The organism is Nocardia sp. NPDC056564, from assembly GCF_042793755.1.
Taxonomy (GTDB): Bacteria; Actinomycetota; Actinomycetes; order Mycobacteriales; family Mycobacteriaceae; genus Nocardia.
Genome location: NZ_JBHTUR010000009.1, coordinates 315,795 through 330,912 on the forward strand (window position 1 = coordinate 315,795; position 15,118 = coordinate 330,912).

4 protein-coding genes are annotated in these 15,118 nt (G+C 71.5%); all 4 read left to right on the plus strand.

Translation table 11 applies throughout. The features are described 5' to 3' along the window. The first annotated feature begins 15 nt into the window (after nt 1-15). Nucleotides 16-3,324: a beta-ketoacyl synthase N-terminal-like domain-containing protein gene (locus ACFQ9K_RS23865; RefSeq protein ID WP_378725516.1), complete on the plus strand. Its 3,309-nt coding sequence runs from the start codon at nt 16-18 to the stop codon at nt 3,322-3,324. Next, nucleotides 3,308-8,323, plus strand: a complete 5,016-nt coding sequence (locus ACFQ9K_RS23870) for a condensation domain-containing protein (protein WP_378983610.1) — start codon at nt 3,308-3,310, stop codon at nt 8,321-8,323. The genes ACFQ9K_RS23865 and ACFQ9K_RS23870 overlap by 17 nt, the downstream gene beginning before the upstream one ends. Continuing rightward, nucleotides 8,320-11,307 carry a type I polyketide synthase gene (locus ACFQ9K_RS23875; protein WP_378722586.1) on the plus strand — a complete coding sequence of 996 codons (2,988 nt, stop codon included), beginning with the start codon at nt 8,320-8,322 and terminating at the stop codon, nt 11,305-11,307. The genes ACFQ9K_RS23870 and ACFQ9K_RS23875 overlap by 4 nt, the downstream gene beginning before the upstream one ends. Further along, nucleotides 11,300-15,118 (plus strand): amino acid adenylation domain-containing protein (locus ACFQ9K_RS23880; protein ID WP_378983614.1); only part of this gene is annotated, 3,819 nt, incomplete at its 3' end. The genes ACFQ9K_RS23875 and ACFQ9K_RS23880, both read left to right, overlap by 8 nt.

The following is a 15,118-nucleotide window of genomic DNA, read 5'->3' on the forward strand; positions in this document are numbered from 1 at the left end:
TAGGGATAGTGCTAGATGTCTGCAGAAATGGCCCGTCGGACGGCCGACGAGATCAGTTTGTTTCTCACCGAAACGCTCGGAGACTTATTGGACATTGCCACGGATGACGTCGCCCTGAGCGAGCCGTTCTCGAGTTTCGGGCTCACCTCGGCGGTGGCGCTGGTATTCGTCGGCAAGATTTCCACCTGGATGGGAAAACCACTTCCGCCGGATCTCCCCTGGGAATATCCGACCGTGCACGCGCTGGCCGAGGGGCTGGCCGCGGCGCAGGACGACCCCGGACCGGCACTGCCGGACGCCGCGGATCGGGAGCCCGAAGCCGGGCCCGGCCCGGCCCGGTCCGGCGCCGCCCAGGAACCGGTCGCCGTCATCGGCATCGGCTGCGCGTTCCCCGGCGTGCGCGGACCCGATCAGCTGTGGGAAACCCTCTGGCACGGTAGGGAATTGGTCGGCCAGGCGCCGGCCGCCCGGCACGACTGGCCGCCGACCGGCCACGCGCGCGGCGACGAGCGGCCCCGATCCTGGTTCGGCTCGTTCCTCGACGACCCGTATGCCTTCGACGCCGGCTACTTCGGCATCGGTGACGCCGAGGCCGCGGCCATGGATCCGCAGCACCGGCTGCTCGCGGAGACCGTCGCGGACGCCTTCGAGGACGCGGGCGTGCCGGTCCAGCGGCTGGCCGGCACCTCGACCGGTGTCTTCGTCGGCATCACCGCGGGTGACTATTCGCGCGGTATGGGCGAATCCGCGGCGGCGGGCATGCCGATCGCGGCCGTCACCGGCAATGCCGGCAGCATTGCGGCAAACCGGCTTTCGTACCTCTACGACCTGCGCGGCCCGAGTGTCAGCGTGGATACCGCCTGCTCGTCGTCGCTGGTCGCGCTGCACCTGGCGCTGCGCGGCCTGCACGACGGCGACTGCGATGTCGCGGTGGTCGGTGGCGTGAATCTGACCCTGGATCCACGGGTCACCGACGCCCTGTCCGGCGCGGGCATGATGGCCGCCGACGGCCGGTGCAAGACCTTCGACGATCGTGCCGACGGCTACGTGCGGGGCGAGGGCAGCGCCGCGGTCGTGCTGAAGCCGTTGGTCCAGGCTGAACGGGACGGCGATCGCGTCTACGCGGTGCTGCTCGGTTCGGCGATAAACCAGGACGGTCGTACCAACGGACTGACCGCGCCCAGTTATCAATCGCAGGTCGACGTGCTCCGGCGCGCCTACCGGCGGGCCGGCGTGAACCCGGGCGACGTGCACTACATCGAGGCGCACGGCACCGGGACCATCCTCGGCGACGCCATCGAGGCGCGCGCGCTCGGCACCGTGTTCGCCGAGGGGCGCGAGGACAAGTTCCTGGTCGGTTCGGCCAAGACCGTGGTCGGTCACCTCGAGGCCGCCGCGGGCATCACCGGGCTGGTGAAGACCGCGCTCGCGCTGCACCACGGCCAGGTGCCCGCCAATCTGAACTTCGAATCGCCCAGCAAGCACATCGCTTTCGACGAACTGCCGTTCACGGTGCCCGCCGAGAACCAGGTGTGGCCGCAGCGCCGGGGCCGCGCGCTGGCGGGCGTCAGCTCCTTCGGGTTCGGCGGCACCAACGCGCACGCCGTGCTCGCCGGCCCGCCGACCGTGGCGGCGCACACCCCGGCCGCGCCTGCGGTCGAAAAGCCTTATCTGGTCAGCATTTCCGGCCGCAGCGAGCAGGCGACGCTCGACCTGGTCGACCGCTGGATCGACCTGCTGCGCGACGGCACGGCCGCGCCGATCGCCGAACTCGCGCAGACCGCGACCGCGCGCCGGGCGCAGCACCCGTTCCGGGTCGCCGTCGCCGCCCGCGATCACGCGGACCTGGCCGCGCAGCTCACCGCGATCTCGGGTGGTTCGCTGCCGCTGGGCGCCGCCGCCGGTCGGGTGCCGCGCGGCGGTCCCGGCAAGGTGGCATTCGTCTTCACCGGGCAGGGCAATCAGTGGGTCGGCATGGGGCGCAAGCTGATTCGGCATCAGCCGGTGTTCCGTGATGCCTTGCTCGCGGTCGATCGCGAGCTGCGCATCGAACTCGGCTGGTCCACCTTCGCCATCCTCGACCGCGGCCGCGACGAGGAAGCCCTCGCCGACACCGGCACCGCGCAGCCGGTGCTGTTCGCCTTGCAGGTCGCGCTGGCGGCGCTGTGGCGGTCGTGGGGGATCACCCCGTCCGCCGTGGTCGGGCACAGCGTCGGCGAGGTCGCCGCCGCGCACGTCTGCGGCGCGATCGACCTGCGCACCGCCGCGCAGATCATCGCGGCCAGGGCCAAGGCGACCGCGCGCCTGCGCGACAACGGCTGCATGGCCGTGGTCAACCGGCCCGCGGCCGAACTCGAACTGCCGCCCCGGGTACACCTCGCCGGGACCAACGGCCCGACGTGGACGCTGATCTCGGGCAGCACCGGCGCGGTCGACGGCTACCTGGCCCGGCTCGACGGCGAGCAGATCATGACCCGCCGCCTGCCCGGCCGCTATGCCTTCCACTCACCGCTGATGCTCGACTGCCTGCCGGAATTCGCGGCGGACATGCCCTGCATCCAGCCGCGTGCGGGCAGCGTCCCGTTCTACTCCACCGTCACCGGCGCCCGGATCGACGGCGCGCACCTGAACGGCCTGTACTGGACCGATCAGGTGGTGCGCCCGGTGCAGTTCGCCGAGGCGGTCGGCGCGATGATCGACGCCAACATCGGCGTGTTCATCGAGCTCGGCCCGCACCCGGCGCTGAACGGAATGCTGAAAAGCCTGCTCCGCCACCACGATCGGACCGGCGTCGCGGTGCCGTCGCTGGTTCGCGACGTGGACGACCTTTCGGTGATGCTGGCGGCGCTGGGCGAGTTGCATGTGCGCGGGCACGACGTGCGCTGGTCCGGTGTGGACGCGACGACCCGGCCGATGGCGCGGTTGCCGCTGTACCCGTTCGACCGCAAGTCGTATCGGATCGTCGGCGGCGTGCCGAGCGTCGAGGCGGCCCCGGTGTCGCGGGCTTCGACCGATCTGTTCACCGCCGATGCCGACTATGTCGCGCCGCGCACCGAATACGAGCAGGTCGTGGCCGAGATGTGGGCCGAGTTGCTCGGGCTGGAGCAGGTCGGCGTCTTCGAGAACTTCTTCCGCATCGGCGGGCATTCCCTGGCCGCCACCCAGTTCGTCCGCAGGCTCCGCGAGCTCTTCGAGATCGAGTTCGCCCTCCGGCGCATGTTGCAGGAGCCGACCGTCGCGCAGGTGGCGGCCGCGCTGGAGGAGCTCATGGTCGAGCAAGCCGATGCCGCCCTTTTGGAGAACGATCATGAACTCACCGGCTAGCAGCCTGGCCCTGGCGCGCCTGCGGGAGCGCCGCGCCGCGGGCATCTCCACCACTACCGTCCCGCTGCGTGAAGGCGCGGGTCCGTTCCCGGCGACACCGGCCCAGCGGGGCATCTGGCTGCACGAGCAGCTCGCCGGGCACGCCGCGATCTACCATGTGCCGCTGGGCATCCGGATCAGCGGTCCGCTCGACGTGGCGGCGCTGCGCTCGGCCGCCGACGCGGTGACCCGGCAGCAGCACGCCTTCCGCACGGTCTTCGAGGAGACGCCGGAGGGCTTGCGCGCCGAGGTCGTCGAGGTCGCCGACGCCGACTGGCAGACGCCTGATCTCCGGCTGGTGCCGGCAAAGGCGCGGGAGTCGGCGGCCGATCAGCTCCTGCGCACCCTCGCGTCCGAGCCGTTCGATCTCGCGGAGCGGCCGCCGGTGCGGTGGGCGCTGATCCGGCTCGCGGAGCAGGAGTGGATTCTCGCGGTCGTCGCGCATCACCTGGTGCTGGACGGACTCTCGATCGCGCTGCTGATCGACCAGCTCTGGGCGGCCTACGGCGCGGTGGTGCGCGGCGCGGCGATCATCCTGCACGTGCCGCCGCGGCAGTACGCCGACTACGCGGTGTGGAGCGCCGAACACGGCACGTCCGCGATTCAGACGGCCGCGGTCGAGCAGCGGGCCGCGCTGCTGCGTGGCGCCCCTGCGCTGGATCTGTCCCTCGGGCGCCGTCCGCGGCGCGTAGGCAACAACGGTGCGCGCGTGGAGAATTCGTTCAAGGCCGAGGCGGCCGAGGCCGTGCGTGCCGCGGCGGCGGCCAACGGCGTTCCGCCGTTCGTCTTCCTGTTGGCCTGCTATGAACTGACTTTGGCGCACCGCACCGGCCAGCGCGACTTCTGCGTCGGCATCCCGATGGCCGCCCGGCCCTACGCCGAGCTCGCGAAAACCATCGGGCACTTCGTCAACACGGTTCCGGTCCGATCCGATCTCGCCGACGGTCAGACCTTCCTCGACCTGCTACACCGCACCCGCGACACCGCGATGGCCGCCTACGACGACGAGACCGTCCCGTTCGAGCGGGTCGTCGAAGCCATCGGCGGGCCGTGGGATCCGGCCTTCAGCCCGGTCTTCCAGACCTTGTTCGTGCAGCAGATGCTCGAGCGCCCCGATCTGAGCGAGTGGGGACTGACCGTCGAGTGGCAGACCATCGACACCGGCGCCACGCTCTACGACCTGGTCATGCACGTCGCCGAGACCGGCTCCGAGCTGGTCTGTCACCTGACCTACAACTCGAAGCTGCTCGACGCGACCGCCGCCGCGGACCTGGCGCAGGACTTCTGCACCCTCGCGGCCGCCGCCGCGGCCGCGCCGGCCGCGCCGGTGGATTCGTTGCTCGCCGCGTTGCCGGTGCGCGAGTACGCGGTGAACGATGAAGCGGCCGAAGCGGATTCGGCGGACGCGGCCGACCCGGTCTTCGAAGCCCCGATCGGCGAGCGGGAGATCCGCCTGGCGGCCCTGTGGTCGCAGGCGTTGGAGCGCAACGACATCGGCCGCCACGACGACTTCTTCCTGCTCGGCGGCACCTCGCTGGCCGCGACCCGGGTGATCTCGCAGATCCTCGACGAGTTCGGCGTCAGCGTCTCACTGCGCGAGCTGTTCGAGAGCCCGACCATCGTGACGGCCGCGCGCCTGATCGAAGCCGCCGCCGCCGAACAGGATTCGCTGCCGCCGCTGCAGGCCGTACCGCGCGCGGACGGCGAACTGCTGCCGGTCTCCTATGCCCAGGAACGCCTCTGGTTCCTGGAGACCCTCGATCCGGGCAACGCGACCTACATCATGCCCGGCGGCCTGCGGCTGCGCGGCGACCTCGACGTTGCCGCGGTGGAGAACGCGCTGGCCCAGGTCGAACGGCGGCACGAGGTGCTGCGCAGCGTCTACCGGACCACCGAGGACGGGCAGCTGCGTCAGGTGATCCGCCCGTATTCGCCACGGCCGCTGGAGTTCACCGACTTCAGCGCCCTCGCACCGGAACAGCGCGGCGCCGCCGAGGCCGAGCTCGCCGCGAGCGTCTACCGCGCGCCGTTCGATCTGGCCGAGGGCCCGGTCTGGCGATACCACCTGATCAAGTCGGGTCCGGGGGAGTATCTGCTCGCCATCGCGCTGCATCACATCGTCTGCGACGGCTGGTCCATTGCCGTGCTGAGCCAGGAGGTTTCGGCGCACTACCAGGCGCAGCTGGCCGGCGTCGATTCGCCGCTGCCGCCGTTGGCCGTGCAGTACGCGGACTACGCGCGCTGGCAGCGCGGCAACGCGGACCGGCTCGACGGGCAGCTGGACTTCTGGCGCACCGAGCTGGCCGACCCGACGGTCACCGAAATCCCCGGCGACCGGCCCCGTCCCGCGCGGCGCACCTCCCGTGGCGCGGTCGAGCGGCTCGGGCTCGACCCCCAGGTGATGGCCGAGGTGCGGGCGCTCGCCGCCCGCAGCGGCGTCACCACCTTCGCGGTGCTGCTCGCCGCGTTCTATACCGTGCTGAATCGCTATACCCGCCAATCGGATCTGATCGTCGCCTCGCCGATCGCCGGGCGCACTCGGTCGGCGGTCGAGCCGCTGGTCGGCTGCTTCCTGAACACCCTGGCGCTGCGCACCGAGGTCGATCCGGAGGAGACCTTCACCGGGCTGGTCGCCCGGGTCGGCAAGACGGTGCTGTCCGCGCACGCCAACCAGGACCTGCCGTTCGAGAAGGTCATCGAGGCGATGGTGCCGACCAGGGACATGAGCCGCACCCCGCTGGCCCAGGTGATGTTCAACTACTTGAACACGCCCCCACCGGCACTCGGCATGCCCGGCCTCGACGTTGAACTGGTGGACGCGCCGCGGACGACGGCCAAGCTCGACCTCGATCTCACCGTCGACGAGACCGACGGCCCCACCAAGCTGGTCCTGGAATACAGTGCCGACCTCTACGACGCCCCGACCGCCGCCCGGACCCTGCGGCACTACGCGACCGCGCTCGCGAGCATCGTCGCGAACCCGGAACAGCTCGTCGGAGCGGTCGGCCTGGACGCCGCGGAACAGACTGTCGCCGAGGCGGTGTGGGCCCTGCCGGGCTCGCCGATGGTGCCCGAGCCGGAGCCGGACGAGCGCCTGATCGATCGGCTCGACGCCGTGATCGACCTGCGCGGCAGCGCACCGGCGCTGCGCGTGGACGAGCGCACGACCAGCTTCGCCGAACTCGACGCGATCACCGCCGTCATCGCCAAGGAACTCATCGGCGCCGGTCTCGACGGCAGCCGGGTCGCGCTGCTCTACGACCACACACCGGAAAGCTTCGTCGCGGTCTGGGCGGCGCTGCGCGCGGGCGTGGCCTATGTGCCGCTCGACCCGCGGGCGCCGCAGGCGAGGCTGATCGAAATCCTCGAAGAGGCAGACGTTTCCGCGTTGCTGTGCGACCCGGCGCTGGCCGAGCTGGCCCGCTCGGTGGCCGGCGGGGCGCACGTGTTCACCGTGTCCGGCCGCGCCGATCGGCCGGATCCGGCGCTGAGCACGGTGCCGACCAACGACCTGTCGACCTGGGGGAGATCCCACATCAGCGCCGACGATTTCGCCTACATCCTGCACACCTCCGGCTCGACCGGCCGGCCGAAAGGCGTGGCGCAGAGCCGCGGTAACGCCCTGGCGCACGCCGTCACCTACGCCCGGCGACTGCGGATCGGTCCCGACGACGTGGTGGCCGCACCCGCCCGCTACACCTTCGACGCCGGCGTGCTGAACTCGTTCGGCGCGGCGGTGGCCGGGGCCGAGCTGTACGTGATCGACCCGCATCTGTTCGATCCCGCGGGGCTGCGTGCGGAGATCGAACGCGCGGGGATCACCGTGCTGCACTGCACCCCAACGCTGTTCCGCTATCTGCTCAGCGACACCGACGGCCCCTGGGTGCCGCACGCGCTGCGCCTGGTGGCGCTCGGCGGCGAGGAAGTGGTCCGCGGCGACGTGGTGGACTTCGGCAAGCACTTCGCCCCGTCCTGCCGGCTGGTGAGCCTGTACGGTCCGTCCGAATGCTCGGTTGCCTTGCAGCACATCGTCACTCCGGAGGACGCGGACCGGGCCGGGGTGCCGATCGGGCATCCGGTGGAGGGCGTCGAGGTCGACCTGGTCGACGGAAGCGGCCGTCCCACCGAGGTTTACGGCGAGATCGCGCTGCGCAGCCGGTACGTCGCGCTCGGCTACTGGCACCGGCCGGAACTCACCGGCGCGGTGTTCGGCACCGGCCGCGACGGCGTGCCCTACTACCGCACCGGCGACCTCGCCCGGCGGCTGCCCGACGGCCGCCTGGTCTTCGTCGGCCGTAAGGACCGCCAGGTGAAGATCCGCGGTCACCGCGTGGAACCCGGTGAGGCCGAGACGTTCCTGCGGTCGCACCCGACGGTCGCCGAGGCCGCCGTCGTGCTCGACGCCGACGCCGACGTGCCCCGGCTGGTCGCCTACCTGACCCAGGACGGCCCGCTGGAACCCGACTATCTGGAGCTGTCGGCATACCTGCGAACTCGGCTGCCGGACTACATGATTCCGTCGGCCTACCTGGTGCTCGACGCGCTGCCGCGCGGCCTCACCGGCAAGCTCGACCGCGCCAAGCTGCCGAAGATCGCCCCGGCCGCCCCGCCGGTCTACACCCCGCCGGGCACCGAGCTCGAGCGGATCGTCGCCGAGGTGTGGGCGGAGGTGCTCGATCGTGAGGTCGGCCTCGGGCAGAACTTCTTCGACCTCGGCGGCCACTCGCTCGCGCTGGCCCGGGTGCGCGGGCTGCTCGAACGCCGCCTCGGCGTGACCTTGGCGATGACCGACCTGTTCGCCGCACCGACCGTGGACGGGCTGGCCAAGTCGCTGGCCGGCCGCACGGCCCCGCAGGCGGACGCGGACCGCGGCCAGGACCGCCGCGCGGCCGCCGCCCGCCGCCGGGCGCACCGCCAAGCGGCCGAGACCCTGCCCGACGGCGTTGGGAGCCAGCGATGACCCAGGACGACACCGAGTTCCGCGTGGCCGTGGTCGGCATGGCCTGCCGCTTCCCCGACGCGGACACGGTCACCGACTACTGGCGCAACCTGTGCGCGGGGCGCGAATCCGTGCGCCCGCTCGCGCCGGAGACCATGCCCGCCGACCCGCCCGCCGGGTACGTGCACGCGGGCGCGCTGCTGCCGGATGCGGACAAGTTCGACGCGGAGTTCTTCGAAATGCCGCCGCGCGAGGCGCAACTCACCGACCCGCAGCACCGCCTGTTCACGCTGTGCGCGTGGGAGGCATTGGAGGACGCCGGTCACATCGCGGCCGAGAACCCGACGCCGGTCGGCGTTTTCGCGGGCGCGGGCATCAGCACCTACCTACTGCGGAACCTGGCCGGGCACGCGAGCGTGTTCCAGACGCCCAGCTCGCAGCTGCATGCCCTGCACGGCAACGCCTCCGACTACCTGGCCACCCGGGTCTCCTACAAGCTGAACCTGACCGGGCCGAGCGTCGCGGTGCAGACCGCGTGCTCGACCTCGCTGGTCGCCGTGCACCAGGCCGCGCAGGCCCTGCTCGACTTCCAGTGCGATGTCGCGCTGGCCGGTGGCGCGAGCGTGCAGGTGCCGCAGGAGGCCGGGTACATCTACGAGGAGGGCTCGATCCTCTCCCCGGACGGGCACTGCCGGGCATTCGACGCCGAGGCAGGCGGCACCGTATTCGGTTCGGGCGTCGGCGTCGTCGTGCTCAAGCGGCTCGCCGACGCGATCGCCGACCGGGACCACATCCACGCGGTGATCCTCGGTTCCGCGGTGAACAACGACGGCGGCAACAAGATCGGCTTCACCGCGCCAGGCATCGCCGGGCAGCGCGCGGTCATCCGGGAAGCGTTGTCGGCGGCCGGGATCGGCGCCGAGACGATCGGCTATGTCGAAGCGCACGGCACCGGAACCAAACTCGGCGACCCGATCGAGGTCGCGGCGTTGAGCGCGGCCTACCGCGAGCACACCGAGGCGACGCAGTACTGTGCGCTCGGCTCGGTGAAATCCAACGTCGGCCATCTCAATTCCGCCGGCGGCGTGGCCGGGTTCATCAAGGCGGTGCTGGCCGTGCGCGAGGGGCGCATCCCGGCGAGCATCAACTACACCCGGCCGAACCCCGAGATCGACTTCGCCGCAACGCCGTTCTTCGTCAACACCGAACTGCGGACCTGGTCCGGCGAGGTACGCCGGGCGGCGGTGAGCGCCTTCGGCATCGGCGGGACCAACGCCCACGTGATCGTCGAACAGCCGCCGACCCTGGCCGCCACGGCGGCCCGGCCGGGCCCCCGCGCGCTGCTGATTTCAGGTCGCACCGCCAAGGACGCGGATCGAGCGGCCGCCCGGCTCGCCGCGCACCTGGGCAGCACCGACGCGGAACTCGCCGCTGTGGCACACACGTTGGCGCACGGTCGCCGACGCTTCCCGCACCGCCGCATGGTCGTGGCGAGCACCACGCAGGAGGCCGTGGCCGCGCTGCGCAAGCCGGCGGCGGGGGAGGCCACGCCCGCGCCCGCCCTCGCCTGGTTGTTCCCCGGTCAGGGTGTCGCGCTCGGCGCCGGGGTGCTCGAACTCGCCGAAACGGTCCGACCGTTCGGCGACCGCTACCGCGCCTGCGCCCATCTCCTGCGCGAACGCGGCGGCTTCGACCTGGACGCCGCGGTCCGCGAGGCCGAGGGCACCGAACAGACTCAGGCCGCGCTGTTCGCCGTCGAATACGCCCTGGCCGGCATGTGGCGCGACGCCGGCGCCGAACCGGCGGAACTGCTCGGCCACAGCCTCGGCGAACTGGTCTGTGCCACTCTCGCCGGCGTCTTCGACCTCGGCGACGCCCTGGAGCTGATGGTCGAACGCGGACGGATCATGGCCGCGGCCCCGCCCGGCGGCATGCTCGCCGTCTCCAAGGGGGCCGACCTCGTCGCCGAGCGCCTGCCGGAGGACGTCTGGCTCGCCGCGGACAACTCGGCCAGCCGCTGCGTCGTCGCCGGCGCACCGGCGGCCCTGTTCCGCCTGGCCGGTGAGCTGTCCGAGGAGGGCGTGCCCAGCTCGCTGCTGCCGGTCGGGCACGCGTTCCACACCCCGCTGATGGACGAGGCCGCGGCCCGCTTCGCCGAACTGGTCCGCGGCGTGCCCCGGCAGGCCCCGCGGATTCCGTTCTGGTCGAACGTCACCGGCGCGCCGATCACCGCCGAGCAGGCGGTCGATCCCGCCTACTGGTCGCGCCAGATGACCGGCACCGTGCGGTTCCGGGAGGCCGCGCTCGGCCTGGTCGGCCGGAACCAGCGGATCGTCGCGCTGGAGGTCGGCCCGGGCAAGTCGCTGGTCTCGTTCCTGCGCACCGCCGATCGCGCCGCGGCGACCGTCGGCACCCTGGGCGGCGGGCTCGGCGCGGGTGCGCCGGAGCACGCGCTCGTGGAGGCGGCCGGACGGCTCTGGTTGTCCGGTGTCGCGGTCGACGTCGATGCCATCCACGGCGGCGAGCCGCCGGCGACGGTCAGCCTGCCGACGTATCCCTTTGCCCTGAAACGCTATTGGGTCGACGCGCCGGAGGCCGCACCGCCTCGGCCGCGCCGCGGCGACGCCGTGCCGCCCGAAGCCCCGGCCCCGGCGCCGGAGCCGGTCGAAACCGCCGCCGACGAGGACGATTTCGTCGTCTCGGTGCGCAACCAGGTCGTCGCGGTGTGGTGCGCGGCGCTCGGCATCGAGGAGATCGGCACCGACGCCAACTTCTTCGAGCTGGGCGGCGATTCACTGCTCGCCGTGCACGTCGCCACGCAGCTGCGGTCCATCTTCCCGTTGGACCTCGCCCTCGGCGAGTTGTTCGCCGGTCCGACGGCCGCGGGGATGGCCGACACCATCGCCGCGCATCTGCTGCGGCGGTTGGACGAACTGTCCGACAGCGAGGTCGAGCTGCTGCTCAACCAGCCGGGGGCGGCCGAAGAACGGAGCAACAATGCCTGAACTCGTCGATACCGGTGCCTCCCGGCGCGCGTTGCTGCGCCGCTGGGCCGCCGGTGGCACCCCGCGCGCCGGTATCCCGCGCCGCACCGATCCCACTGCCGCCGCGCCGCTTTCGGCCGCCCAGCAGCGAATCTGGTTCTTGGAGCAGCTGTTCCCGGACCGAGCGACCTACACCATGCCGCTGGCCTTGCGCCTGCGCGGGCACCTCGACCTCGCGGCGCTGCAGGGCGCGCTGTCGTTCGTCGTCGCCCGGCACGAGTCGCTGCGCACCAGCATCGAAGTGCGCGACGGTGTTCCGGTGCAGGTGGTCGGGCCGGTGGCGCCGCTGCCCATGACCGTGGTGGCGCCGTCGCAGCTGGACCCGCAGCACCCGCTGGCCGACGCCACCGCGCAGGTCGAACGGTTCAGCCGGACCGTGTTCGACCTGTCCGGACGGCTGGTCGAGGTGCTGCTGGTGCGGTTGAGCGAGGACGATTCGATCTTCGCCGTCGCCATGCACCACATCATCTCCGACGGCTGGTCGCTCGGGGTGTTCGCCACCGAATTGATGTCCGCCTACGCCGATCTCACGGCCGGTAAGCACCTGCCCGAACTGCCGGCGCTGCCCTTGCAATACCCCGACTACGCGACCTGGTTGCAGGATCTCGCGCAGCAGGACAGGTTCGGCGCCGACCTGGACTACTGGCGTGGCGTGCTCGGCGACGAGCCGCCGCTGGTCACCTTCCACCCGGACCGCCCGCGCGCGCTCGAACCGGAAAACCGCGGCGCGCGAGTGCTGTTCACCCTACCGGCCCCGGTACTCTCCGGCCTGCGGCACCTGGCCGGCGAGGTCAGGGTGAACGACCGCCCCGCGACGCTGTTCATCGCGCTGATGGCGGGATTCAAGGCGCTGCTGCGCTATTACACCGGCGCGGAGGACATCACCGTCGGCACCCCGATCGCCGGCCGGACCAGGCCCGAGATCGAGCCGCTCATCGGGTTCTTCGTGAACGCGCTCGCGCTGCGCACGGACCTGTCCGGCGCGCCGACGTTCCGCGAACTGCTCGCCAGGGAGCAGCGGGTCGTCTTCGACGCGTTCGACCACCAGGAAGTGCCGTTCGACCTGGTCGTCGAGCACGTGCGCCCGGATCGCGAACTGAGCCACTCGCCGCTGTTCCGTACCGCGGTGGTGCTGCAGAACACCGCACTGCCCGAACTCGCCATCCCCGGCCTCAGCGCCGAGTACGTCGAGGTGCACTCGGGCACAACCAAATTCGACGTGCTGGTCACGCTGCGCCAGGTCGGCGCGGAACTCGTCGGCGCGTTCGAGTACGACGTCGACCTGTACGACGAGCCGACCGTCGCCGCCATCGCGCGGCACTTCGTCGCCCTGCTCACCGCCGTCGTCGCCGACCCGGACACCGCCCTGCCGGAACTCGACTTCCTCGAGCCCGGCGAGCGCGCACGCGCGGTCGCCGTGGCACTGCCCAGCGAGACCTCCGCCGAACCGGCCCTGACGCTGCACGAACTCTTCGCCGCCCAAGCCATCCAGACCCCGGACGCGGTGGCGCTCACCTTCGGTGAGAGCGCCCTGACCTACGCCGAACTCGCGACGGCCGCCGACGACCTGGCCCAGCGGCTGCGCGCCCGCGGCGTCGGCCGGGGGTCGTTCGTCGGCATCCACCTGGAGCGGTCCGCCGACGTGGTGGTCGCGATCCTCGCGGTGCTGCGGGCGGGCGCGGCCTACGTTCCGCTCGACCCGATGTACCCGGCGGACCGGATCGAATTCATGATCGCCGACTCCGGCGCGCGCCTGGTGATCAGCCACAGCTCGCTGGTCTCGGCCGCGGAATCGGGTCCGGAGCTGCTGTTGATCGACGAGCAGGCGGACGAGCCGGTACCCGACCTCCCACTGGCGAAGGCCGCACCGCACGACCCGTGCTACGTGATCTACACCTCGGGTTCCACCGGCGTCCCGAAGGGCGTGGTCATCGAGCACGCCAACGTGGTTCGCCTGTTCACCACGACCCGCCGCTGGTACGACTTCGGCGCGCAGGACGTGTGGACGATGTTCCACTCCTACTCCTTCGACTTCGCCGTCTGGGAGATGTGGGGCGCGCTGCTCTACGGCGGACGGCTCGTCGTGGTTCCCGGCTCGGTCAGTCGCTCCACCGCCGAGTTCGCGGACCTGCTCGCGCGCGAACAGGTCACGGTGCTGAACCAGACCCCGTCGGCGTTCACCCAGTTGCTGCGCGCGCTGGACAGCGGCGCCGAACTCGCGGTGCGCTGGATCGTCTTCGGCGGCGAGGCGCTCGACTTATCCACGCTCGCACCGTGGTTCGACCGCTTCGGGGACGCCGCGCGCCTGGTGAACATGTACGGCATCACCGAGACGACCGTGCACGTCACCTATCGCGAACTCACCCGCGCCGACGTGGTGTCGGCGGCGGGCAGCCTGATCGGTGTGCCGCTGCCCGATCTCGGCGTGCTGATCGTCGATCCGGCGGGCCGTCCGGTGCCCGACGGCGTGGCGGGGGAGATGCTCGTCTCCGGCCCCGGTGTCGGGCGCGGGTACCTGAACCGCGACGACCTCACCGCCGAACGTTTCGTGCACAGCCCGGTGCTCGACGGTCGCCGGGTCTACCGGACCGGCGACCTCGCCCGCCGTCGGGCCGACGGCGATCTGGAATACCTCGGCCGGATCGATCAGCAGGTCAAGGTGCGCGGCTTCCGCATCGAACTCGGCGAGATCGAGGCCGCGATCACCGCGCACTCCGGCGTCGACCAGGCGGTCGTGCTGGCCCGCAAGGACACCGGCGGAAGCCTGTCCCTGGTCGCCTATTTCACGCCGGGTGACGCGGCCGCGAACGCCGCCGACGCGGAGCGGGACCAGGTCGCCAACTGGCAGATCGTGTTCAACAGCACCTACCGCCAAGCCCGCGACGGCGACGCCGATTTCGACATCTCCGGCTGGAACGACTCCTACACCAACGCCGCCATCCCCGAGGAACACATGCGGGAATGGGTCGAGGCGACCGTCGCCGCGGTGCGCACTCTGTCCCCGCGGCGGGTCCTCGAAATCGGTTGTGGCACCGGCCTGTTGCTGTCGAGACTGGCCGCGCAGTGCGCGGTGTACGACGCCACGGATGTCTCCGCCTCGGCCATCGAGAACGTGCGCACGAAGATCGTCGAGGGCAACCCGGACCTTCAGCACGTCCGGCTCGACCGGTGCGCCGCCGACCAGCTGCCCGACGACGTCGCCGGACCGTACGACGTCATCCTGATCAATTCGGTGGTGCAGTACTTCCCGAGCGCCGATTACCTGACCCGGGTGCTGGATTCGGTGGTCGGCCTGCTCGCCCCCGAGGGCGTGCTGTTCGTCGGCGACGTCCGCGACCTCACGCTCAACGAGTCGTTCCACGCGACCGTCGAGGCGACCAACGCGCCATCCGCCGGCGCGGCCGAACTGGCGCCCGCCGTGCGGGCCGCGCTCGACCGGGACGCCGAATTGGTGATCTCGCCCAGGTATTTCGAAGACTTCGTCGCCACGCACCCGGCGCTGACCGGGTCCAGGATCCGGCTCAAGCGCGGGGCGTACCTCAACGAGATGTCCCGATTCCGCTACGACGCCGTGCTGTTCGCGGGTCGGCGCGGACTGCCGGTGCGGCCGAAGCTGCTCGACGCGACGACCACCCCGCCGCAGCTGGCCGAGTTGCTCGAGCGGGATCGCCCGGCAGCGGTGCTGATCCCCGACGTGCTCGATGCCCGGGTGGCCGGCCCGCTGGCGGTGGTCGCCGAGTTGCCGCGTGGCCGGGCGAGCGCTGCCCAGATC